General features: G+C 69.9%; 21 protein-coding genes and 1 riboswitch. Of the genes, 15 read left to right on the forward strand and 6 right to left on the reverse strand.

The annotated features are described in order from the left end of the window. Positions 1–60: 60 nt before the first annotated feature. Positions 61–675 carry a heme-copper oxidase subunit III gene (locus HQ308_RS20805; protein ID WP_027505815.1) on the reverse strand — a complete coding sequence of 205 codons (615 nt, stop codon included), beginning with the start codon at positions 673–675 and terminating at the stop codon, positions 61–63. A gap of 287 nt (positions 676–962) precedes the next feature. On the opposite strand from HQ308_RS20805, the gene HQ308_RS20810 reads away from it, so the two are divergent. Together HQ308_RS20810 and trpD are read left to right on the forward strand one after the other, a co-directional pair. After that, entirely contained in the window at positions 963–1,454 is a 492-nt protein-coding gene (locus HQ308_RS20810; protein WP_027505816.1) for a hypothetical protein, read from the forward strand. Positions 1,455–1,465: 11 nt separating this feature from the next. Further along, a complete protein-coding gene (gene trpD / locus HQ308_RS20815; protein WP_222647742.1) occupies positions 1,466–2,509 on the forward strand; it encodes an anthranilate phosphoribosyltransferase in 1,044 nt (347 codons plus the stop codon). A 1-nt stretch (position 2,510) separates the two neighbouring features. Here the strand turns inward: trpD and HQ308_RS20820 are convergent, their stop codons facing one another. Together HQ308_RS20820 and HQ308_RS20825 are read right to left on the reverse strand one after the other, a co-directional pair. Next, entirely contained in the window at positions 2,511–2,786 is a 276-nt protein-coding gene (locus HQ308_RS20820; RefSeq protein ID WP_027505818.1) for an Lrp/AsnC family transcriptional regulator, read from the reverse strand. A 64-nt stretch (positions 2,787–2,850) separates the two neighbouring features. Further along, positions 2,851–4,593, reverse strand: a complete 1,743-nt coding sequence (locus HQ308_RS20825) for a DEDD exonuclease domain-containing protein (RefSeq protein ID WP_231476318.1) — start codon at positions 4,591–4,593, stop codon at positions 2,851–2,853. Between the two features lie 175 nt (positions 4,594–4,768). Here HQ308_RS20825 and HQ308_RS20830 point away from each other — a divergent pair, with 175 nt between their 5' ends. The 5 genes from HQ308_RS20830 to HQ308_RS20850 all read left to right on the forward strand — a co-directional run bounded on the left by HQ308_RS20830 (position 4,769) and on the right by HQ308_RS20850 (position 9,653). Further along, the gene (locus tag HQ308_RS20830) at positions 4,769–5,059 is read left to right on the forward strand and encodes a hypothetical protein (RefSeq protein WP_261769350.1); all 291 of its coding nucleotides are present in this window, start codon (positions 4,769–4,771) and stop codon (positions 5,057–5,059) included. Positions 5,060–5,172: 113 nt separating this feature from the next. Beyond that, a riboswitch (cyclic di-AMP (ydaO/yuaA leader) is annotated at positions 5,173–5,338 on the forward strand. Between the two features lie 16 nt (positions 5,339–5,354). Next, a complete protein-coding gene (locus tag HQ308_RS20835; protein ID WP_027505820.1) occupies positions 5,355–5,924 on the forward strand; it encodes a C40 family peptidase in 570 nt (189 codons plus the stop codon). Between the two features lie 290 nt (positions 5,925–6,214). After that, entirely contained in the window at positions 6,215–7,216 is a 1,002-nt protein-coding gene (locus tag HQ308_RS20840) for a C40 family peptidase (protein ID WP_081821287.1), read from the forward strand. Beyond that, entirely contained in the window at positions 7,186–8,502 is a 1,317-nt protein-coding gene (locus HQ308_RS20845; protein ID WP_308115848.1) for a hypothetical protein, read from the forward strand. Before HQ308_RS20840 ends, HQ308_RS20845 begins: the two co-directional genes overlap by 31 nt. Positions 8,503–8,528: 26 nt before the next feature. Next, positions 8,529–9,653, forward strand: a complete 1,125-nt coding sequence (locus HQ308_RS20850; RefSeq protein ID WP_222647744.1) for a glycosyltransferase family 4 protein — start codon at positions 8,529–8,531, stop codon at positions 9,651–9,653. Here HQ308_RS20850 and HQ308_RS20855 read toward each other — a convergent pair. Further along, a complete protein-coding gene (locus HQ308_RS20855) occupies positions 9,641–11,449 on the reverse strand; it encodes a long-chain fatty acid--CoA ligase (RefSeq protein ID WP_027505824.1) in 1,809 nt (602 codons plus the stop codon). The two genes, HQ308_RS20850 and HQ308_RS20855, sit on opposite strands and share 13 nt — an antisense overlap. Before the next feature lie 135 nt (positions 11,450–11,584). Between HQ308_RS20855 and HQ308_RS20860 the strand changes: the two genes are divergently transcribed. From HQ308_RS20860 to HQ308_RS20880, 6 genes are all read left to right on the forward strand, one after another. Next, positions 11,585–11,962, forward strand: coding sequence for a polyketide cyclase / dehydrase and lipid transport (locus HQ308_RS20860; RefSeq protein ID WP_222630538.1), 378 nt, complete (start codon positions 11,585–11,587; stop codon positions 11,960–11,962). A gap of 124 nt (positions 11,963–12,086) precedes the next feature. Next, entirely contained in the window at positions 12,087–12,524 is a 438-nt protein-coding gene (locus HQ308_RS22800) for an SRPBCC family protein (protein ID WP_027505826.1), read from the forward strand. Positions 12,525–12,553: 29 nt separating this feature from the next. Then, positions 12,554–13,780 (forward strand): ArsA-related P-loop ATPase, encoded by a 1,227-nt coding sequence (locus tag HQ308_RS20865; protein ID WP_308115850.1) that lies wholly within the window; start codon positions 12,554–12,556, stop codon positions 13,778–13,780. Next, positions 13,773–14,171 carry a hypothetical protein gene (locus tag HQ308_RS20870; RefSeq protein ID WP_222630548.1) on the forward strand — a complete coding sequence of 133 codons (399 nt, stop codon included), beginning with the start codon at positions 13,773–13,775 and terminating at the stop codon, positions 14,169–14,171. The genes HQ308_RS20865 and HQ308_RS20870 overlap by 8 nt, the downstream gene beginning before the upstream one ends. Positions 14,172–14,208: 37 nt before the next feature. Beyond that, positions 14,209–15,192: an ROK family protein gene (locus HQ308_RS20875; RefSeq protein WP_027505827.1), complete on the forward strand. Its 984-nt coding sequence runs from the start codon at positions 14,209–14,211 to the stop codon at positions 15,190–15,192. A 190-nt stretch (positions 15,193–15,382) separates the two neighbouring features. Then, positions 15,383–16,120 carry a 1-acyl-sn-glycerol-3-phosphate acyltransferase gene (locus HQ308_RS20880; RefSeq protein ID WP_027505828.1) on the forward strand — a complete coding sequence of 246 codons (738 nt, stop codon included), beginning with the start codon at positions 15,383–15,385 and terminating at the stop codon, positions 16,118–16,120. Between the two features lies 1 nt (position 16,121). Here the strand turns inward: HQ308_RS20880 and HQ308_RS20885 are convergent, their stop codons facing one another. Next, entirely contained in the window at positions 16,122–17,399 is a 1,278-nt protein-coding gene (locus HQ308_RS20885; RefSeq protein WP_222630563.1) for a glycosyltransferase 87 family protein, read from the reverse strand. A 39-nt stretch (positions 17,400–17,438) separates the two neighbouring features. Between HQ308_RS20885 and HQ308_RS20890 the strand changes: the two genes are divergently transcribed. Together HQ308_RS20890 and HQ308_RS20895 are read left to right on the forward strand one after the other, a co-directional pair. Further along, the gene (locus HQ308_RS20890; RefSeq protein WP_027505830.1) at positions 17,439–17,948 is read left to right on the forward strand and encodes a polyadenylate-specific 3'-exoribonuclease AS; all 510 of its coding nucleotides are present in this window, start codon (positions 17,439–17,441) and stop codon (positions 17,946–17,948) included. A 46-nt stretch (positions 17,949–17,994) separates the two neighbouring features. After that, positions 17,995–19,380 carry a class II 3-deoxy-7-phosphoheptulonate synthase gene (locus HQ308_RS20895; RefSeq protein ID WP_027505831.1) on the forward strand — a complete coding sequence of 462 codons (1,386 nt, stop codon included), beginning with the start codon at positions 17,995–17,997 and terminating at the stop codon, positions 19,378–19,380. Between the two features lie 15 nt (positions 19,381–19,395). Here the strand turns inward: HQ308_RS20895 and pknB are convergent, their stop codons facing one another. Next, on the reverse strand, positions 19,396–21,417 hold the full coding sequence (gene pknB, locus HQ308_RS20900) for a Stk1 family PASTA domain-containing Ser/Thr kinase (RefSeq protein ID WP_308115849.1): 2,022 nt from the start codon (positions 21,415–21,417) through the stop codon (positions 19,396–19,398). Positions 21,418–21,449 lie beyond the last annotated feature (32 nt).

The raw sequence follows: 21,449 nt of genomic DNA on the forward strand, positions 1-21,449 counted from the left end.
CGGGACGGCTTGTCGGATGCGACCGATGAGGCTGTCATCGGGTATTCGACGCCTGCTCGGTCAGCGGATGAAGTAGATCGTCGCGAACAGCGCGATCCAGACGATGTCGACGAAGTGCCAGTAGTACGACACGACGATGGCGGCGGTGGCCTGAGCCGGCGTGAACTTGCTGACCAGGGTGCGGGCGATCAGGAAGACGAAGGCGATCAGACCGCCGATCACGTGCAGGCCGTGGAAGCCGGTGGTGATGTAGAAGACGGAGCCGTAGACGCTGCTCGAGATCGAGGTGCCCTCGTGAACGAGGTGGTAGTACTCGTAGCCCTGGCCGGCGACGAAGAACGCGCCCATGGCCAGAGTGATCGTGTACCAGCGGCGCAGTCCGAACACGTCGCCACGCTCGGCGGCGAACACGCCCAGCTGGCAGGTGAAGGACGATGCGATGAGCACCGCGGTCACGGGGACGGCCAGCGTCAGGTTGAGCTCGGTCGGCTCCGGCGGCCACTGGCCGGGAGCGGCCTGAGCCCGCGCGACGAAATACATCGCGAAGAGGCCGGCAAAGAACATCAACTCGCTGGACAGCCACACGATGGTGCCCACGCTGACCATGTTCGGTCGGTTCAGCGAGTGGACACGCTGGGTGATGGCGGATCCCGAAGTACCTACTGCGCTCGTCACATCGAGAAGTATGACTCGTCGTAGTACGGATGGCATAGCCGGGGCGGTATTGGCGAGTCGAGCATCGTTCGCGCGCGCGTGACACAGAATGCCTCCTCGTGGTCCGGTCGGCCCGTCTTCCTGGACTTTCTGTTCAATAGTACTCGTCTGTGCACGTCGGACCGGGTTCCGTCGACCCCCGCGCCCGTGATGTATCCCGCACGCCGGAGTCTCGACCCGAGCTTCAGACTCGATGCCTCCCGAGCGACTCCGGGACCGGTTCCAGCGGCATCTGGCACTGTCGTGACATGACTTCGGGCTCTGGTCGTGGGCGGACACGGTGGTGGCAGCGGCTGTTCGGCCGGGCGGCTCCGGAGCCCCTCGACCCCACTCGCACCGACCTCGTCGTGGTCGCGTCGTGCTTCGACGACGTGGAGGCGTGCTCGACGACCCTCGAGCGCGCGGCGCACACGGACCCCCTCTGGTCCGCGGACGACGACGTGGTGTTGCGCCACCACCTGCTCCTCCCCGCCGATCAGATCGCCGACGCGGTGTCGGTGGCGGCGCAGGACGGATACAGCGAGGCGACCGCAGGTCCCATGGCGCAGACTCCCGGGCATCTGCCCGGCGGTGTCTCCGACGCGACCGTCCTGGTGCTGCAGCGGGTGCAGGTGCTCGACGCGCTGCACTGCTCGCAGGAACGTTCACGGATGGCGGGGTTGGCCCAACGGCGCGACGGGGTGGTACTGGGCTGGGACGCCCTCCAGCCGGCTGCCGAGGACGCATCGCCGGAGCACTAGGCTTCCCGCTCATGAGCGCTGGGGATGGCACGCGTACATGGGCACAGGTCCTCGGGGCCCTGGCATCACGCCAGGACCTGACGGGTGCCGACACGGCGTGGGCGATGGACGAGATCATGTCGGACAACGCCACCGCGGCCCAGATCGCTGCCTTCGGTGTCGCCCTCAAGATGAAGGGCCCCACGTCGGACGAACTGCGCGGACTGGCCGACTCGATGCTCGGCCACGCCAAGCGCGTGCCCGTGGACGACGACGTCGTCGACATCGTCGGTACGGGCGGCGATCGGTCCCACACGGTGAACATCTCGACGATGGCGTCGGTGGTCGTGGCGGCCGCGGGAATCCGGGTGGTCAAGCACGGCAACCGGGCCGCCTCGTCCAAGAGCGGCGGAGCCGACGTGTTGGAAGCGCTGGGCGTGCGTATCGACCAGGGGCCGGAGCGGGTCGCGGCGAGTGTCGCCGAGCTGGGCATCGGGTTCTGCTTCGCGCCCGTGTTCCACCCGGCGCTGCGCTTCGCTGCGGCGCCTCGCAAGGAGATCGGCATCCCCACGGCCTTCAACGTCCTCGGGCCGCTGACGAACCCTGCGAGTCCGCGCGCCGGTCTGGTGGGATGCGCGTTCGACGATCTCATCGACGTCGTCGCGGGCGTGTTCGCGGCGCGCGGCAACTCCGTCCTCGTGGTGCGCGGCGACGACGGGCTGGACGAGATCACCACGTCGACGACCACCTCGGTGCGCATCGTCCGGAACGGTGTCGTCGACCACGCGGTGCTCGATCCACGCGATCTCGGTATCGAGCGGGTGTCCCTCGACGCCCTCCGAGGCGGGGACGCCGCACACAACGCGGACGTGGCGCGTCGGGTGTTCGGCGGCGAACGAGGCCCCGTGCGGGACGCGGTGCTGCTCAATGCAGCAGGTGCCATCGCGGCGTTCCGCGGCGTCGACGGTTCGCTCGAGGACGCGATGGCCGGTGCGTTGACCACGGCAGCCGCCGCGGTGGACGACGGAGCCGCTCAGACCCTGCTGACGCGGTGGGCGGCGTTCACGTCGGCCTGAGTCACTCGCCGATGGAGAAGCCCGCGTCGACGTCGGCGCTCGAGTAGGACTTGAACGCGATGTGCGTGTCTGTCCGCACCACGCCGGTGACGCGGTTGACGCGCTCGGTGATCACCTCGGCGATCTCCTCGTGCGTACGCACCTTGACCACGGCGATCAGGTCGACGTCGCCGGCGCACGAGTACACCTCGGACACACCCGGTACGTCGGCGACGGCACGCGCGGTCTCCGGAATGGAGTGCACCTCGGCGTGGATCAGAACGATGGCGGTGATCATGGTGAACCTTCCGAACTGTCGTGAGAGGGCGAACTGCGGGTCAGCCTAGTTCTCGGCCGTGCGGTCATCCCCAGGCCATCGTGCGTTCCTTCTCGCGGCGTCCGACGTCGCGCACGGCGGCGCACCACTGTGCCCATCGCCCCGCTCCGTGCGCCGGTTCGCACCATCCGTCCGTGGTGTCGACGATGCGGACGCCACCCGACTCGAGCCACCGCGCGATCAGCGCCACCTCCTCCGGCGTGGCACCGCGTAGGGGAGTGGCGTCCGGCACGACGGTCTCCGCACCGGCGACGAGTGCTTCCACCACGGGCATGGGCGCGACGCCGCGGCGAGAACGACCGGCACTGGCGAGACGTCCGTGCCGGACGACGACGAACTCCCACCCGCCGTCGTCGGCGCGGCGCGCGGCGATCAACTGCTCGATGGCCGCGAGTGCCTGCAGCCGCTGCACCGACCGCAGGGCCGTCAACAGGGTGGCCGCGCGGTCGCGCAGGCGGGCCGCGGACTCGAAGAGCAGATCCTCGGACAGTGCGTCGATCCGGGCGGCGACGGCATCGAGCACCGCTGCGTCGGCACCCTCGGTGAGAGCGCGGAAGGCGACGGGCGCGTCGGCGTACTCCTCGGGAGTGAGCGGGCTCGCCGTCGCCGCCGTGCATCCACCGACGGCCTCGGTGGAACAGTCGTGCACCGCCGAGGCGGCGATGCGGTGGGTGCAGGAGCGCAACCGCGTGTGCTCGGCGACGAGAGCGGCGGCCTCGGCGGCCGCCCCGCGAACGGAGAACGGTCCGAGCGCGCCGGGCGCCGGTGTCCGGACGATGGAGATGCGCGGGAACGCCTCGCTCGTCAGGGTCAGCCACCAGCCCTTGCGGGGGTACTTCGATCGACGGTTGTACGGGGGCGTGTGCGCACTGATGAGCCTCAGTTCGCGCACGCCGGCCTCGATGGCATGGCTGCACTCGACGTGGTCGACCCGGGTCGCGAGGGCGACCATCTCCTTCATGCGTCCGCGGGTCTCGGATCCCGTGAAGTAGTTCCGGACGCGGCGGTGGAGGTTGCGCGAGGTGCCGACGTAGAGCACCTCGTCGGACGGTCCGCGGAAGAGATAGACACCGGGGGCGTGCGGAAGGCCCGCCGCGAGCGTGCGTTTGGCGCGGTGCGCCGAGGACACCGTCGGCAGGTAGTCGACGAGTTCGGCGTAGCTGTGGACGCCCTGGTTGCCCACCCGTTCGATCAGCCCGTGCAGCACGTCGACCGTGGCCCGTGCGTCGTCGAGAGCCCGGTGGGTGGGCCTGGTGGACACCTGGAAGAGGGTGGCGAGCGAGGACAGCTTGACCGAGGGCGCCTCGTCACGGGTGAGCACCCGCCGGGCGAGCGTGACGGTGCACAGCACCCGGAACGACGGCCACGCCAGATCCATTCGCGTCGCCGCCGCGCGGAGGAACGCGGTGTCGAAGCGCGCGTTGTGCGCCACCAGCACGCTGCCGCGGGCGAACTCGACGAAGGTGGGAAGGACCCGCTCGATACGAGGGGCGTCGAGAAGCATCGCACCGGTGATGCCCGTCAACGCGACGATGGCGGGCGGAATGGACCGGCCCGGGTCCACGAGCGTCGCCATCTCACCGATCACCCGGCCGCCGCGAACCTTGACGGCACCGATCTCGGTGATCGCGTCCTCGCCCGGTCGGCCTCCGGTGGTCTCGAGGTCCACCACCACGAAGGTCGTGTCCCGCAACGACTGGTCCAGTTCGTCGAATGCGAGCTGCACACCGCGTGCATGCCCCGACACCACAGTCGCCCCATCAGTCACGTGCGTCACCGTAGGTGGTCCCACCGACAGGAACCCGGTCCGTCCACGACGAGCACGCCGTGTCGGTGCACGTCGTTAGCGTCCGTTTCCGAGGCGTGATCGAGCGTCGGATCGGGTGTGATCCGGGCTGAACATCACGGCGAGAGACCGTGAACCACAATGAGACGGAGATCACATGATTGTCGATTGCGGCGAGTGCACCGTGCGCGGAGACGCGTGTTCGGACTGTGTCGTCTCGGTGTTGCTGGGGGTGCCGGGCATGCCCGCGGCGTCGGCCGGCGGCCCGCGTGACACCCCCTTCGCCACGCGCAGAATGCGTCTCGAGCAGGACGAACAGGAGGCGATGGCCGTTCTGGCGGAAAGCGGGTTGGTGCCCCGGTTGCGGTTGGTAGGCAGAGAAATTCCCTCACCGCAGGAGACCGGCCACGACCGACCCGCTGCGGGGCCGGAGCACGCCGCGGGGTGAGTCGGACCGTGATCGTTTCGCGACACGAGTCGGCTGGGCTCGACATCGGGGATGCCGTTTCGTAATCTTTCCGAGACATTGCGGAGTCGAGCAGAGCCACCAGGGACTGCGCCGCAAGGTCACCGCCTAATCGGCCACCTCTTCCGGGTGGTCGTACCGGGAACCCACCGTTACACCGGGGTGAATCCCGTCGCAGTCGCACCAGCGGCTCGTCGGGTAGGGCTGATCTTCCCAGCCCGAACCCGTCAGCTAACTCGGTCGGCGGATATCAGGAAGAAACGGAGCACATCTTTTCGTGGCGAAACACCGCAAACCCAGCACTGCCTCGCGGCCGGTCCGCAACGTTCTCGTCGCCGGCGCGCTCACCGCAGGCGCTGTCGCCATCCCCGCCGCCCCCGCCTTCGCGGCACCGGTGGAGATCCCCGGTATCGGCACCTTCGAGGTCCCGGACCAGATCCTGAGCCAGCTTCCCCCCATGCCGCAGGTCCCCGCGCTTCCCGGCCCGGCCGCACCGCAGTCCAGCGCCGCGCAGGTCGCCGTGCAGGCAGCCGAGAGCAAGGTCGGCGCACCGTACGTCTACGGAGCCGCAGGCCCCAGTGCGTTCGACTGCTCCGGTCTCATGAAGTGGGCGTACCAGCAGGCCGGTATCGAGCTTCCCCGCACGAGCTACGACCAGGCCGCGGCCGGCGTGCCCGTCTCGCAGGCGGATCTGAAGCCCGGCGACGTCGTGTCCTTCTACGGCGGCTCGCACTCCGGCATGTACGTGGGCAACGGCAACGTCGTCCACGCGTCCACCGAGAGCCAGCCCGTCAAGATCGCTCCGCTGTCGTCGATGCCCTTCGACGGCGCACGTCGCTACGCCTGACGCAGCGACACCTTCGCTCGACACCCTGACGCCGCACGAAACCGATCTCCCGGTCGGTTCCGTGCGGCGTCAGTCGGTGAATCCGCCGTTTTCGACGGGTTCTCGGGCTTCGTGGACAGAATCATCGTTCGCGTCGTAATCTTTCCGTGACGTCCTCGGCCATCATCCGCGCCGCCGAGCGACCCGGACTCGTCCAGATCGGAGAACCGTTCATCGTGCCGTCATCGGTCCACCCCCGCGTTCGTCCCACTTCTCGTACGAGACTGCGTGGACTGGTGATCGCGAGTGCGATGACAGCGGCGATCGCCGTCCTCCCCGCCGGTCCCGCCGGCGCCGACCCGGTTCCCGGCGCGTCCGCCTCCGAGGCGGTCACGAAGCTCACCGATCTCTCGCGCGAGTCCGAGCAGACCACCGAGGCGATGCACAACGCCCAGATCGAGCTCGACGCGAAGCTCGCCGCCCAGCAGGAGGCGGACGCTCGACACGACGCCGACCGTGCCGCCCTCGACGCGGCCACGGCGCAGATCGACACGGTGCGGCCCGCCGTCGACAAGATCGCCCGTGCCAACTACCAGGGCGCTCGGACGAACCGGCTCTTCGCGGTCATGGTCAGTGATTCCCCGCAGCAGTTGCTCGACCAGATGTCCGCTCTCGACATCATCTCCACCGACGCGGCCGCCACCGTCGGCACCTTCCGGGAGGCCAGCGACGCCGCAGCGGCAGCCGAGGCGGCGTCACAGCAGTCCGCCGACGCGGCCCGGGTGGCCACGGAGCAGGCGAAGGCTGTCAGCGACGACCTGCAGGGCAAGCAGAGCCGTCTGCAGAGCGAGATCGCCGATGTCGTCGCCGCGTTCGGTTCGCTGTCCGACACGGAGAAGCAGGGGCTGGCCGGCGCCGCGTTCCCGCCGGGCTTCGATCCCTCCGCCATCCTCGGCGCCCTCCCGCCGGGATCGCAGGCCGGAGCACTGTCGGCCGCGTTCACGCAGATCGGCAAGCCGTACGTGTGGGGTGCGACCGGCCCCGACGGGTACGACTGCTCGGGCCTCGTGGTGTGGGCCTACAAGCAGATCGGTAAGACTCTCCCGCGGTCGAGTCAGGCGCAGGCCGCCGGCGGCACCCCCGTCGACAAGGCGAACCTCCAGCCCGGCGACGTGGTCCTGTTCTATCCCGACGCATCGCACGTGGGTCTCTACGCCGGTAACGGCAACGTGGTCCATGCATCGACCTTCGGTGTTCCCGTTCGTGTCGAGTCGATGGCATCGTGGCCCTTCTACGGCGCTCGCCGCTACTGACGGTCCGCGCCCTGGCGGCGCTGGGCCTGGTTCTCTCCCTTCTGGTGGCGTGTTCGCCGTCGGCACCCGACGAGCAGACGCCCACGACGACTGCGGGCCCGGACGCCCGCACCGTCGGTGTCACGGCACTGCTCGATTCCTGGACGGCCGCACTCCGCTCCGACGACGAGGCCGCGCTGCGCGAGTTGATCGACTCCGACGCGGACCCGGGATTCGCTGATCGCGAGATCGCCCGCGCGCAGGCGCTGCGCGGTCTGCCGCTGTCCGACTTCGGCTACGAGCTCACTCCGGGTCCGGAGACTCCGGTGCCGGTCGATCGGGCGGATGCACTCGCGGCCACCGAGGTGTGGGCGCCGAACGTCGCACTGCGCTACGCCTGGGCCGACGCCGACATCGGTTCCACGAGTCGCGACATCGCACTCGTCGTCGCTCGTCGGGGCGACACGTGGCGTCTGGTCTCCGATGCCGACCTGCCGCAGTACGGGCGCACCACGTGGCGTGGCCCGTGGGACTTCGGGCCGGTGGTCACGGAGCGAGTCGCCACCGGGTCGACCACGTCGCTCGTCGTGGGTCACGAGGCGCAGCGCGCCTTCATCGACGACCTCGCGGCGGAGCTGCCCTCCGCGGTGGCGGCCGTGACCGAGTTCGCCGGGCTCGGATGGTCTCGCCGCGCGGTCCTGACGGTCACCGGTTCCGATGCCGAGTTCATCAGTGCGGCAGACGGATTCACGTCCACCGATGTCGCGGCCTCGACGATCGCGGATCCGGTCCGCGGGGGCCTGGTCACCGGCCAGCGCATCGTCTTCGGCCCGACTGCGCCGGACCGGCTCACCGACTCGACCCGCTGCACCGTGCTGCGCCACGAGCTCACCCACGTGGCCATGCGCGCGGTCACCGGGGAGGACGCGCCCCTGTGGATGCTCGAGGGTTTCGCCGACTACTCGGGCTATCGAGGCTCGGGACTGTCCTTCGACGAGATCGCGCCCACCCTCGCGGCCGTGGTCCGCGCGGCGGGACCGCCCAGGGTCCTCCCGGAGGACTCGGACTTCGCCGCGGGTGGCAGTCGCGGATCGATCGCGTACGAGTCCGCCTGGTCGGTGGCCTCGTTCGTCGCCGACCGGTTCGGGGAGCCGGTGCTCCGGCAGCTGTACGACCGTTTCGCGGCCGGACCGACCGATCCCACCGTGACCGATTCGGTCTTCTCGGCCACGCTGGGCTTCGGCACCGTCGACTTCCTCGCGCAGTGGGGGCAGTGGGTGGCGGAACAGGCCGCCGGGCAGAGCTGACGGCGGTCTCCGTCTACGGTGGTCCCATGCGTCGAACGCTGCTGGTGACCAATGACTTTCCTCCGCGGCGCGGCGGCATCCAGTCGTATCTGCACACCTTCGCCCAGCTGTTGCCCGCGGACGAACTGGTGGTCTACGCACCGCGGTGGCGTGGCGACTCCCACGTGCGGTTCGACGCGGAGCAGCCCTTCGAGGTGGTGCGGCACCCGACGACGTTGATGCTTCCGACACCGGACGTTGCCCGTCGGGCGGCCAGGCTGGTGGCCGACCGACAGTGCGACACGGTGTGGTTCGGGGCCGCTGCTCCGCTCGCCGTGCTCGGACCGCACCTGCGCCGTGCCGGAGCCGAGCGCGTCGTGGCCTCCACCCACGGTCACGAGGTGGGCTGGTCGATGCTGCCGGCGGCGCGGCAGGTGCTCGGTCGTATCGGCTCGACGGCGGACGTCGTCACCTTCGTCAGCCGTTACACGCGCGGCCGATTCGCCGCGGCCTTCGGGGCGGACGCGGCCCTCGAACACGTGCCGCCGGGGGTCGACTCGACCGTGTTCGCGCCCGACACGTCGGCACGGGAGACACTGCGCGCGCGCTACGGCCTGGGTGATCGGCCGACCGTCCTGTGCCTGTCGCGGTTGGTGCCGCGCAAGGGACAGGACATGCTGATCCGGGCGCTACCGGGGATTCGTGCGGAGATCGACGGGGCCGTGTTGGTCGTCGTCGGCGGCGGTCCGTACGGCGACACCCTGCGGGCTCTGGCGCAGTCGTGCGGGGTGGCGGATCACGTCGTGTTCACGGGGTCGGTGCCGGCCGAGGAACTGGCGGCACACCACACCCTCGCCGACGTGTTCGCCATGCCGTGTCGCACCCGCGGTGCCGGTCTGGACGTCGAGGGCCTGGGCATCGTGTTCCTCGAGGCGTCCGCGTCCGGCGTGCCGGTGGTCGCGGGCCGGTCGGGTGGAGCGCCGGAGACCGTCGTCGAGGGCGTCACCGGCACAACCGTCGACGGCACCTCGGTCGACGACGTCCGGCGCGCCGTCGTGGACGTGCTGTCCGATCGTGACCGCGCCGCGGCGATGGGGGCCGCGGGACGCGAGTTCGTCTCCACCGAGTGGCGGTGGGACGACCTCGCCGCCCGACTGGCTCACTTGCTGTAGATGGCCTCGATGTCGCTCGCGTAGGACTTCTGGACCACGGCGCGCTTGAGTTTCATCGTCGGGGTCAGCTCGCCGCCCTCCTCGGTGAAGTCCGCCGGCAGGATCCGGTACTTCTTGATGGACTCCGCGTGCGAGACCGTCTTGTTGGCTTCGGCCACGGCAGCATCGATCTCCGCGACGAGGTCGGGATCCTTCGTCAGGTCGGCGACGGTGGCGCCCTCGTCCTTGCCGTTGCGCTGCTTCCAGCCGGGGAATGCGTCGGGGTCGATGGTGATGAGCGCGCCGATGAACGGCTTCTGGTCACCGACGACCATGGCCTGACCGATGAGCGCACTGGCCCGCAGCGAGTCCTCGAGGCCGGCGGGTGAGACGTTCTTGCCACCCGCCGTCACGATGATCTCCTTCTTGCGCCCGGTGATGGCGATGAAGCCGTCCTCGTCCACGGCGCCGAGATCGCCGGTGTGGAACCACCCGTCGGTCAGCGCCTCGGCGGTGGCGTCGTCGTTCTTCCAGTAGCCCTCGAAGACCACGCCGCCCTTGAGCAGGATCTCGCCGTCGTCGGCGATGCGGACGGCGTTGCCCGGCAACGGCTTTCCGACGGTGCCGATGCGCTGTTCGTCCGGCGTGTTCACCGCTGCCGCAGCGGTGGTCTCGGTCAGGCCGTAACCCTCGTAGATGGTCACACCGATGCCGCGGTAGAAGTGCGCGAGGCGCTCACCCAGCGGGGCGCCGCCCGAGATGGCGAGTTCGCACTGCCCACCGAGCGCTGCGCGAAGCTTGCCGTAGACCAGACGGTCGAACAGAGCGTGCTTGGCGCGCAGCACGATCGACGGGCCACCGGTGTCCCGCGCCGCGCTGTAGGCGACGGCGGTGTCGGCGGCCGCGTCGAAGATCTTGCCCTTGCCGTCGCCGTGAGCCTTCTGACGCGCGGTGTTGTACACCTTCTCGAACACGCGCGGGACGCTGAGGATGAAGTGCGGTCGGAACGAGCCGAAGTTGTCGACGAGGTGCGGGATGTCGTGGGTGTGCCCGAGTGTCGCGCCCTGGTCGAAGGCGGCGATGGACACCGCACGTGCCAGCACGTGGGCCATCGGCAGGAACATCAGGGTGGTGCGTCCCTCGGTGAGCATGCGGCCGATGGAACTGGCGGCGATACCGCGGGACTCGGCGATCAGGTTGGAGTGCGTGAGCACGCAGCCCTTCGGCCGTCCCGTGGTGCCGGAGGTGAAGACGAGCGTCGCCGGGTCCGAGGAGCGCAGCGCCGCGACGCGGTCGGCCACCGTCGCGTCGGTGATCTGGGCACCGGCGTCGGTGAGGACGTCGATGGCGCCGGGCCGCTCGGCGGAGGCGTCGATCTGCAGGACCGTCGCGACACCCGGCAGCACGGGAAGGATGTCGGTGAGGATGTTCGTGTGGGCCACCGTCTCGGCGATCATCGCGGCGGCGCCCGAGTTCTCGAGGATCCACCGCACCTGGTCCGACGACGACGTCTCGTACACCGGAACCGTGACGGCGCCGGCGGACCAGATCGCGTAGTCGAGCAGGGGCCACTCGTAGCGGGTCGACGACATGAGGGCGACCCGGTCGCCCTGCTTCACGCCGGATGCGATGAGCCCCTTGGCCACCGCGCGAACCTGGGCCGCGAAGTCCGCTGCGCGGACGTCCGACCACCCGTCGCGGGTGGCGCGGCGGTACACCACGACGTCGGGCCGAGTCTTCTCGTGCGCGAACACGGCGTCGACCACCGACGCGTCGTCCTCGATGGTGAATGGTGCCGGGACGGTGAACTCGCGCACGGATTCCTCCGATGTCGTAGCGGTTTCGGACGAGGCTTCACAGTAATCCTGTCCATTCCCCGGATGTCACCGGCACGTGCTCGTCGACCGAGGTCGTCGACGCCGTCGACGAGGGCACGTGGGATTCTGGTCCGCATGAGCAGTGTGCAGGTCGCCGACCAGACGTTCGTCGCGGCGCGGGCCGAGGACGTCGCGGCGCTCGTGTCGGACACCCGTCGATGGCGGGCCTGGTTCCCGGGTCTCACCGTCACGGTCCAGGAGGACCGGGCCGAGAAGGGTGTCCGATGGGTCGTCGCGGGACAGCTCCGGGGAACCATGGAGGTGTGGCTCGAGCCGATGCTCGACGGCGTCGTACTCCACTACTTCCTGCACGCGGAGCCGACCGACGGAGTGCAGGAACCGTCCACCCACCGCCGACGAGTACTGGGCAAGCAGATGTCGTTCGAGATCAAGGCGCTCCTCGAGGCCGGGCGGGCGGCGGGAGAACCGCCGGTCCCGGGGCTTCGGTCCTGACTCGCGGGTACTCGCGGCGACAGGAACCGACCCCGCCGTTCGGGCGGTGCCACCGGACGGTCGATCATGTGGGTACACGGACGCCGATCAGGTGACGGCACGCGGCGCGGAGGGAACGAGTTCCATGGCAGACAAGACCACGAAATCGATCGTCGTCGGAGCGGCGCCGGACGAGGTGATGGCGGTCATCGCCGATTTCCCCAGGTATCCGGAATGGGTCACCGCGGCCAAGTCGGTCGAGATCCTCGAGGAGGGGGAGTCCGGCCGGGCTCGCCGGGTCCGGTTCGTGCTCGACGCGGGCATGGTCAAGGACACCTACGAGCTCGAGTACGACTGGCGGCCGGACGGCACCGCGGTGTCGTGGACGCTCGTCGCGGGGGAGATGCAGAAGTCCCAGGTCGGGTCCTATGTGCTCACCGAGAAAGGTGCCGGAAGCACCGAGGTGACCTACGAACTGACGGTCGATCTCGCCATTCCCATGATCGGCTTGTTCAAGCGCAAGGCGGAGAAGGTCATCACCGACACCGCGTTGAAGGAATTGAAGAAGCGAGTCGAAGGCTGAGCGATCGCGTTCCCGAGACCGCCGCGCGGATCACGTTCGTCGTCGGAGCCGGCGGTGCGGGCAAGTCCACCGTCGCCGCGGCCCTGGCCGTCGACGCACACCGCGCCGGTCGGCGTGTGCTTCTCGCGTCCGTCGACGGCGCGGATCCGTCGGACCTGGTGCCCGACGTCGCCGTCGAGGTGCTGCGCATCGACCCCTCGGCCGTTCTCGAATCGCAGTACCGCCTGCTGACCACGGCTCTGGCGATGGCCGGACGCCACGACCACGGCGCCGGTCCGACGCTGCCGGATCCCGAGGAGCTGACGTCGCTGCCGGGCGCCGAGCCGCTCACCGCGCTGCTCGAGGTGGTGCGCGTCGCCGACAGCGGCGAGTGGGACGACGTGATCGTCGACTGCCCCGGACCGATGTCCTGGCGGGAGATCGTCGCGACCCCCGGAGCTGTCGCGGGGTACGTCGAACGCATCTGGCCACGTCATGCCCGCGTCGTGGCCTCGACGGGCCAGGACGTCCGCGCGGCCGTCCTGGTGGAGCTCGTCGATCGTGTCGTGGCGGCGGCGACGTCGGTCACCGCCGTGCTCGAGGACGACGGACGGACCTATGCCGTCGTAGTCTCGCGTCCGACCGCGCGGTCCTTCGCAACGGCGCGAGAGCTGGTGGCCGTCACCAGTTTCCACGGCGTCCGCGTCGATCGTGTGGTGGCCGTGGGGGTGATCCCGGACCTCGGGGCCGGGGCGCCGTCGTCCGTGCTGGGCACGCATCCCGGCGTGTTCTGGATGGACCGGGCGCACGCGGAGCATCGCGCGGCGCTGGCGGAGTTCCGCGGCGCGGTGGGCGACCTCCGCGTCGACGTCGTGTCGGCCCAGCCCACCGAGCCGGTAGGGTCGACTGCTCTGGGGGCCGTCGCGGCCGACCTGAACGGGCAGGTGGCGGCCGGACACGGCGGCGCGCTGCCCGCGCTGTCGCCGCGGGTGCGGCACGAGTCCGGGCAGGGCCTGGACTCGGTGTACGTGATGGACGTCCCGCTGCCGTTCGTCGACACGGACTCGGTGGCGGTGGGTCGGGTGGAGGACGACGTGATCGTGAGTGCGCAGGGCAGTCGACGACGACTGCGGTTGGCGTCGGTGCTGCGTCGGTGCGTGGTCACCGGTGCCGGCGTCGACGACGGCGTGCTGTCCGTGACCTTCGCCCCCGACCCGGCGCTGTGGCCGGAGAACCTGCAGAAGACGGACGTACCGGGGGAGTCCGGCGATGGATGAGGGCCGGCGGGACCTGGCGGCCGAGCTCCGGGTGCTGGCCGAGTTGCTCATCGACCGGGTCGAGCCGGTGCTGCGCCGCCTCGACACCGAGGACGCGCCCGAGTGGCAGGGCTGCTCCTGGTGCCCGTTCTGCGCTCTCGCCGCCGCCCTGCGCGGGGAACGCCACGATCTGCTGACGCTGGTCACCGGTGAGATGGACGGTCTGATCGACGTGCTCCGGGACTTCCTGCAGACCCACGGTTCGGGGCGACACACGCCCGGCGCCGCGGAACGAGCCGACGCGCCGGAGGGCGCTGCGCCACCCGTCGTTCGCCCCGCGAGCTACCAGCCGATTACGGTGACCAGGACGCGTGAACCCGACCCGGCACGCAGACCCGATCGCGACCGGTGACACCGGTCGCCCGCCACCACGTGAGGATGCCGCAGACGTGAGCGCCCAGTCCCGGTCCAGCCGGCCTCTGACCATCGGCATCGACGTGGGCGGCACCAGCATCCGCGCGTCGGTGGTCGACGTCGACGGCCAGGTGCTCGACTCCACCCAGGCGCCCACGCCGCAGTCCTCCCGCGCACTCGAGAACGGCATCGACCGGGCCGTGCGTGAACTCGCGAGCCGCCACGACATCGCGGCCGTCGGTCTCGCCGTCGCCGGGTTCATCAACTCCGACCGCACCGTCGTGCGTTTCGCCCCCCACCTGCCGTGGGTGAACCGCCCGGTCGCGCGAGAGATGACGGAACGCCTCGGCATCCCGGTCATCCTCGAGCACGACGCCAACGCCGCCGCGTGGGCGGAACACCGCTTCGGTGCGGCCGCGGGCGGTGGGAACGTCGTCATGATCGCGATCGGCACCGGCATCGGCGCCGCACTCCTCATCGACGGCAAGCTCTACCGCGGCAGCTACGGCATCGCGCCGGAACTCGGCCACCTGCAGGTGGTTCCCGACGGGCGTCAGTGCGCGTGCGGCAAGCGCGGCTGCTGGGAGCGCTACTGCAGCGGTACCGCATTGGTGGACACGGCGATCGAGCTCCTCGCCGCCAACCCGCGGGGATCGACGGTGCTCGCGCGTGAGGCCTTCCTCGATCCCGGATCCCTCACCGGTCGACGCATCGCCAACGCCGCGCAGGACGGTGACCTGGTGGCCATCGAGACGATGTCCGAGTTCGCACGGTGGCTCGGCATCGGACTGGCGCTGGTGTCGGACGTCTACGACCCCGACCGGATGGTCATCGCCGGCGGCGTCGCCACGTCGTCCGCGCTGTTCCTGGACACCGCCCGTGAGCACTACGCCGCGCAGATCACGGGCGCCGGCCACCGGCCCCTCGCCCGGATACGCGGAACCCAGTTGGGGGAGGCCGCGGGCATGATCGGCGCGGCCGAGCTGGCGCGCGTCGAGGTGGGCGCGGCACGCGCCTGACCGGTTCGGCGGAGGGATTCGTGTCCGGCCGATGGCCGGGTGATGACGGCGGTGTGAGATGTGTCCGAGCTGACGCTCGAACTGTGGCTGGTGTCATAAAGCCCCGGTACAGTTACGCCCACGAGATGTCCGAGCGGGCCGCGGGCATCGCGGTGCGGGTCGCGGGTACTTCGAGAAAGGCATGTCGGGCATGTGGTACTGGATATTCAAGTACGTCCTTCTCGGGCCGGTGTTGCAGGTGATGGGCCGTCCTCGCGTGGAGGGCCTGGAGAACATCCCCGACGACGGGCCGGTGATTCTCGCCAGCAACCACCAGGCGGTGTTCGATTCGTTCTACGCATGCCTGGTCGTGCCGCGTCGCATCACGTTCCTCGCGAAGAGCGAGTACTTCACCGGCAAGGGCCTCAAGGGCCGCTTCCAGAAGTGGTTCTTCTCGTCGGCGGGACAGGTCCCGATCGATCGCACCGGTGCCTCCGCCGCGCAGGACGCGCTCGACGCGGGACTGCGCGTGCTGGCGAAGAACAAGGTGCTGGGTATCTACCCGGAGGGCACGCGCTCGCCGGACGATCGGCTCTACAAGGGCAAGACGGGTATGGCGCGTCTGGCTCTCGAGAGCGGCGTCCCGGTGATTCCGGTCGCGATGATCGGCACCGCGAAGATGAATCCCATCGGCTCGCGGATTCCGCGCCCCACCAAGCTCGGCGTGAAGTTCGGTAAGCCGCTGGACTTCTCGCGGTACGAGGGCATGGCCGGCAACCGGTTCGTCGAGCGCGCCGTCACCGACGAGGTGATGTACGAGCTCATGAAGCTCAGTGGTCAGCAGTACGTCGACGTGTACGCGGCGAGCATGAAGAAGACGCCCGCCCCCGTGGTGGATCCGGCTCCGTCGACCGAGGCCGCGCGCATCCCCGACACCCGCGCGGGCTGAGTCAGACCGCCTCGGCGGTCACCCCGGGGCGTTCGGGACTGCGTCGATCGCGCAGCGGCACCGCCGCCACCGCGATCACGAACACCAGTCCCCACCACACGTAGGACGAGGCCTGGATCTGGTCCCACAGGGGCCAGCCCAGGCCGTTCCAGCGTCCGGGCGCGAGGCGCCAGTGCGACGGATAGTGCAGCAGCACTGCGCCGATCACGGCGAGGGCCACCAGTGCGGGGGCGCGCCGCGTCACGCCGACGTGCACCAGGACCATCAGCATCGGCACCGTCCACACCCAGTGATGCGACCACGACACCGGTGAGACCAGCAGGCCCAGAGCGGCATTGACGCACAGGGCCAGCAGGTACTCGTGTGCCGCCAGAGCGCGTCGCATCGCGACGAGGGCCACCAGCCCCACGACGGCGCTGCACACCATCCAGACGATCGTCCGCGGGCCGTCCGCGAGACCCAGCCGCGCGAGCATCCCGGTGAGGGACTGGTTCGAGATGTACCCCGGCCCGCCGATGCGGTCCGAGTCGAGCAGCACCTCGGTCCAGTACTGCACCGAGTCGCGGAACGTCGCGACGAATCCGAGTGCCGTGAACCCGAGGAACGACAGGCCGGTGACCACGGCCGCCCGGTACTGCTTGCGCAGCAGGAAGTAGAGGACGAACACCGCCGGCGTGAGCTTGATGGCCGTGACGAAGCCGATGAGCAGACCGCGCGGCCACGGGGTGCGCTTCAGCAGGACGTCGAGAACGACGAGGCACATCAACACGACGTTGATCTGCCCGTAGTCGAGGGTGGACCACACCGGTTCGAGCGCGAACGCGATCGCGGTGATGCCGCCCGTGACCCACGCCGTCGTCCCGGCCGACAGGTGCACCAGAGAGCGCAGGCACACCGCCACCGTGACGGCGAGCAGGATCATCGTCATCGCCGTCATGATCAACGAGGCCGCCGGCAGCGGGAGGACCGCCATCGGCGCGAAGGACACCGCGGCCATCGGGGGATAGGTGAACGGCAGCGGGATGTTCACCGAGGTGCGCGGCAGGACTCCGTAGAGATTCACGCCGTCGAGCAGAGCGCGGCCACCGATGCGGTACACGTCGAGGTCGAGCCGGTAGATCGCACCCCACTCCCGCAGCGGGGGCAGACCGACCACGTTGAACGCGATGCCCGCCACGAGCCCGACGCACACCGCGACCTTCGCGATCACGGCGACCGGTCGGGGCAGCGACGCCCCCGGCCCGGTGTAGGGAGGGGCGGACGGCAGAGTCCACGTCATGGTCGGGGTGGATCCTTTCGGTGACCTAGGCTCGCAGACGTGCGTTACTTCTACGACTGCGAGTTCATCGAGGACGGCCGCACGATCGATCTGGTGTCCATCGGGATCGTGGCGGAGGACGGGCGTGAATATTACGCCGTGTCCACGGAGTTCGATCCCGAGCGCGCGGGCACCTGGGTCCGCCGCAACGTCCTGCCGAAGCTCCCGCCGTTCTCGTCGCCGCTCTGGCGCTCGCGCAGCCGCATCCGCGACGACATTCTCGAGTTCGTGTCGGCGCCGCACGGCACCGTCGGACCGACCGTCGAGATGTGGGCCTGGGTGGCGGCGTACGACCACGTCGCGCTGTGCCAGCTGTGGGGTTCGATGACGGCGCTCCCGCGGATCATGCCGCGGTACACGCGGGAGTTGAAGCAGTACTGGGAGGAGCACGGGTCGCCCGCGCTGCCGCCGGTGCCGGACGACTCGCACGACGCGCTCGCCGACGCCCGGCACAATCTCGCGAAGTTCCGGGCCGTCGAGGCCGCGAGAGCGTGGTCCGGTCGGGAGTGACACACCGCTGGTCCCGGCCGTCGGAGCGGGCGACTACTCTGTACGCGTGAACTGGACTGTCGACGTTCCGATCGAACGCTTGCCCGAGCTTCCCCCGCTGCCCGAGTCGATGCGCGAGCAACTCGACGTGGCGCTGGCCAAGCCGGCGGCGCAGCAGCCCAGCTGGCCCGCCGATCAGGCGGAGGCCATGCGCAAGGTCCTCGAGAGCGTGCCGCCCATCACGGTCGCCAGCGAGGTCGAGGCGCTGTCGGAGAAGCTCGCGTCCGTCGCCCGCGGCGAGGCGTTCCTGCTGCAGGGCGGTGACTGCGCCGAGACCTTCGTCGACAACACCGAGCCCCACATCAAGGGCAACATCCGCACGCTGCTGCAGATGGCCGTCGTGCTCACCTACGGCGCGTCGATGCCCGTGGTGAAGGTCGCGCGCATCGCCGGCCAGTACGCCAAGCCCCGCTCCTCCGACGTGGACGCTCTGGGCCTGAAGTCCTACCGCGGCGACATGGTCAACTCCCTCGTGGCCGACGACGCCGTCCGCCAGCACGACCCGTCGCGCCTGGTCCGCGCCTACGCCAACGCCAGCGCCGCGATGAACCTGGTGCGCGCGCTCACCGGCGCCGGCATGGCCGACCTGCACAAGGTGCACGACTGGAACCGCGAGTTCGTGCAGAACTCGCCGGCCGGTGCCCGGTACGAGCAGCTCGCCTCCGAGATCGACAACGGTCTCAAGTTCATGGACGCGTGCGGCGTCACGGATCCGAACCTGCACCAGGCCACCATCTACGCCTCTCACGAGGCGCTCGTGCTCGATTACGAGCGCGCGATGCTGCGTCTGGACAACGACGACGAGCACGCCAAGCTCTACGACCTGTCGGCACACTTCCTGTGGATCGGCGACCGCACGCGGCAGCTGGACGGCGCGCACATCGCGTTCGCCGAGCTGGTCTCCAACCCCATCGGACTGAAGATCGGTCCCAGCACGACGCCCGAGATGGCCGTCGAGTACGTCGAGCGGCTCGACCCGACCAACAAGCCCGGCCGGTTGACGCTGATCTCGCGCATGGGCAACGGCAAGGTTCGGGACCTGCTGCCGCCCATCATCGAGAAGGTGCAGGCCACCGGTCACCAGGTCATCTGGCAGTGCGACCCCATGCACGGCAACACGCACGAGGCGTCCACCGGCTACAAGACGCGCCACTTCGACCGCATCGTCGACGAGGTCCAGGGCTTCTTCGAGGTGCACAACGAGCTCGGGACGCACCCGGGTGGCATCCACGTCGAGCTCACCGGTGAGAACGTCACCGAGTGCCTCGGCGGCGCCCAGGACATCTCGGACCTCGATCTGTCCGGACGGTACGAGACGGCCTGCGACCCGCGACTGAACACGCAGCAGTCCCTCGAGCTGGCCTTCCTCGTCGCGGAGATGCTGCGCGGCTGATCGCCGGAGCAGAACTCAGGGCAGCGCGGTCAGAGTGACCGTGCTGCCCTTCTGCACTCGGTCGCCCTGACCGGGCGACTGGGCGATGACGAGCGAGCGATCCGTCTGCGCGACCTGGCGCACCACCACGGTGAGCCCCAGGCGTTCGAGTTCCGACCGCGCCGAGCCGACGGTACGTCCGAGCATCGAGGGCACCTCCACGGCCGTCGACACCCGCAGCGTGACGGTCGATCCCGCGGTCACGGACGTGCCGCTCGCCGGGTCGGTCCCGATGACACGGCCACCGTCGACGTCCTCGTCGAAGACGGAGTCCACCGTCGCCACAGTGATGCCGACCCGATCGAGTTCTGCGCGCGCCTGCTGCTCCGTCTCGCCCCGGACGTCGGGAACGTCGACGGGGGGAGCGCCCTTGCTGGTCACCACCCGGACCTCGCTGCCCACCGGCAGGACCGTCCCGGGCGCGGGGTCGAGTGCAGCGACCGCACCGACGGGTGCGGCGCTGCTGAAGGCGTCACCGCCGTCCACGGGGACGAACGTCCGCTCCCGCAGTGCCGCCTCCACCGTGGTCGAGTCCGCGTTCCCGAGGGCCGGGACTGTGGGCCTGCCCTGAGAAACGAGAAGGGTCACGGTCTCGCCCTGGGCGATCCGTGACCCTGCGGGAGGATCGGTTCCGAGTAATCGGTCCACGGGATCGCTGTCGGTGTAGCGGCCCTCGACGGTCGCCGAGAGATCGGCCGCCTCGATGGCGGAGACGGCGGTGGATCGGTCGAGCCCGTCGATCGCCGGCACCGCGGTGAAGCGGCCGGACCCGGCCCACCAGCCGACGGTGCCGAGCAGGATCGCCACGATCACGACGATCGCGAGCCACGTGAGTGCGACTCGACGCGACCTGCGCTTGTCCGCGTCGAAGTCCGGGAACGCGAAGGCTTTCCGGTCCACCGGCTCGGCGGCGGTGGACCGCGGTTCGTCGGCGCCGCGGGGAGTCGCGGTGGTCACCATCCGCGTGTGCTGAACGCCGCCGGTGGACGGCTGCCCGCGGTCGGAGGCGGCGGAGAAGTCGTCCGCGGGGACCGACACGATCTCCGTCTCCGGAGTACGCGGAGCCTGCGGAGCGTAGGGGCGCGGAGCGTTCAGCGTCTCGGCGCTCAGATGCTCGGCCGACCGCGACGGGGACGGCACCCGGTAGTGGGGCAGAGCGAGGGTCCTGGTGACCGAGCGCACCGCGTCGCCCATCGTGCCGGCGTCGCGGAACCGCTCCTCGGGCCGCCGCGCCGTCGCGTCGCGCACCAGTGCGTCGAAGTGGGGCGGCACCCCTGCGATCACCGAGCTCGGCGGCGGAACGTCGTTCTCGATGCGCTGGTACGCGATCGAGAGGGAGGTGTCTCCCTGGAACGGCGTGCGTCCGGTCAGCAGTTCGAAGAGCAGGATGCCCGCCGAGTACACGTCGCTGCGCGCGTCGGCCGATCCGGTGGTCACCTGCTCGGGGGAGAGGTAGGCGGCAGTGCCGAGGATGACGCTGTTGGACGTCGTCGTCGACGCGGCCACGGCGCGCACCAGACCGAAGTCGGCGATCTTGACCTCGCCCGCGTCGGAGATCAGCACGTTCTCCGGCTTGACGTCGCGGTGCACGAGGCCACCGCGGTGCGCGACCGCGAGTCCGTCGAGCACCGGTTGGAGAACGGCGGCGACGGCGTGCGGGGGCATCGGTCCGCGTTCGCGGAGCAACTCGCGCAGCGTGCCGCCCTCGACCAGTTCCATGACCAGGAAGGCGTGCTGACCGTCGCGACCGTGATCGTGGACGGCGACCAGACCCGGGTGGCTGAGCCGGGCGACCGCGCGCGCCTCGAACTCGAAGCGACGCACGAACTCGGGGTCGGCGGCGAACTGGGGATCCATGATCTTGATGGCCACGGGCCGGTCCAGACGCAGGTCCAGACCCCGGTAGACCGTGGACATACCGCCGCGGGCGATCGGCGCGTCGACGCGGTAACGACGGTCCAGCAGCACGCCGAGCAGCGACGGACCTGACGTTGTCACCTGCGTCCACTCTCCTGTCGTGTTCTCGCATC

This window comes from Rhodococcus sp. BP-241, assembly GCF_019836145.1.
In the GTDB taxonomy this organism is placed as follows: domain Bacteria; phylum Actinomycetota; class Actinomycetes; order Mycobacteriales; family Mycobacteriaceae; genus Rhodococcoides.

Coding starts and splice junctions, on each gene's coding strand:
- HQ308_RS20820 (WP_027505818.1), bottom strand. CDS start 2,786: ATGATCACCGCCATCGTTCTGATCCACGCCGAGGTGCACTCCATTCCG.
- HQ308_RS20830 (WP_261769350.1), top strand. CDS start 4,769: ATGATTGTCGATTGCGGCGAGTGCACCGTGCGCGGAGACGCGTGTTCG.
- HQ308_RS20840 (WP_081821287.1), top strand. CDS start 6,215: ATGACAGCGGCGATCGCCGTCCTCCCCGCCGGTCCCGCCGGCGCCGAC.
- HQ308_RS20810 (WP_027505816.1), top strand. CDS start 963: ATGACTTCGGGCTCTGGTCGTGGGCGGACACGGTGGTGGCAGCGGCTG.
- trpD (WP_222647742.1), top strand. CDS start 1,466: ATGAGCGCTGGGGATGGCACGCGTACATGGGCACAGGTCCTCGGGGCC.
- HQ308_RS22800 (WP_027505826.1), top strand. CDS start 12,087: ATGGCAGACAAGACCACGAAATCGATCGTCGTCGGAGCGGCGCCGGAC.
- HQ308_RS20850 (WP_222647744.1), top strand. CDS start 8,529: ATGCGTCGAACGCTGCTGGTGACCAATGACTTTCCTCCGCGGCGCGGC.
- HQ308_RS20885 (WP_222630563.1), bottom strand. CDS start 17,399: ATGACGTGGACTCTGCCGTCCGCCCCTCCCTACACCGGGCCGGGGGCG.
- HQ308_RS20860 (WP_222630538.1), top strand. CDS start 11,585: ATGAGCAGTGTGCAGGTCGCCGACCAGACGTTCGTCGCGGCGCGGGCC.
- HQ308_RS20880 (WP_027505828.1), top strand. CDS start 15,383: ATGTGGTACTGGATATTCAAGTACGTCCTTCTCGGGCCGGTGTTGCAG.
- HQ308_RS20870 (WP_222630548.1), top strand. CDS start 13,773: ATGGATGAGGGCCGGCGGGACCTGGCGGCCGAGCTCCGGGTGCTGGCC.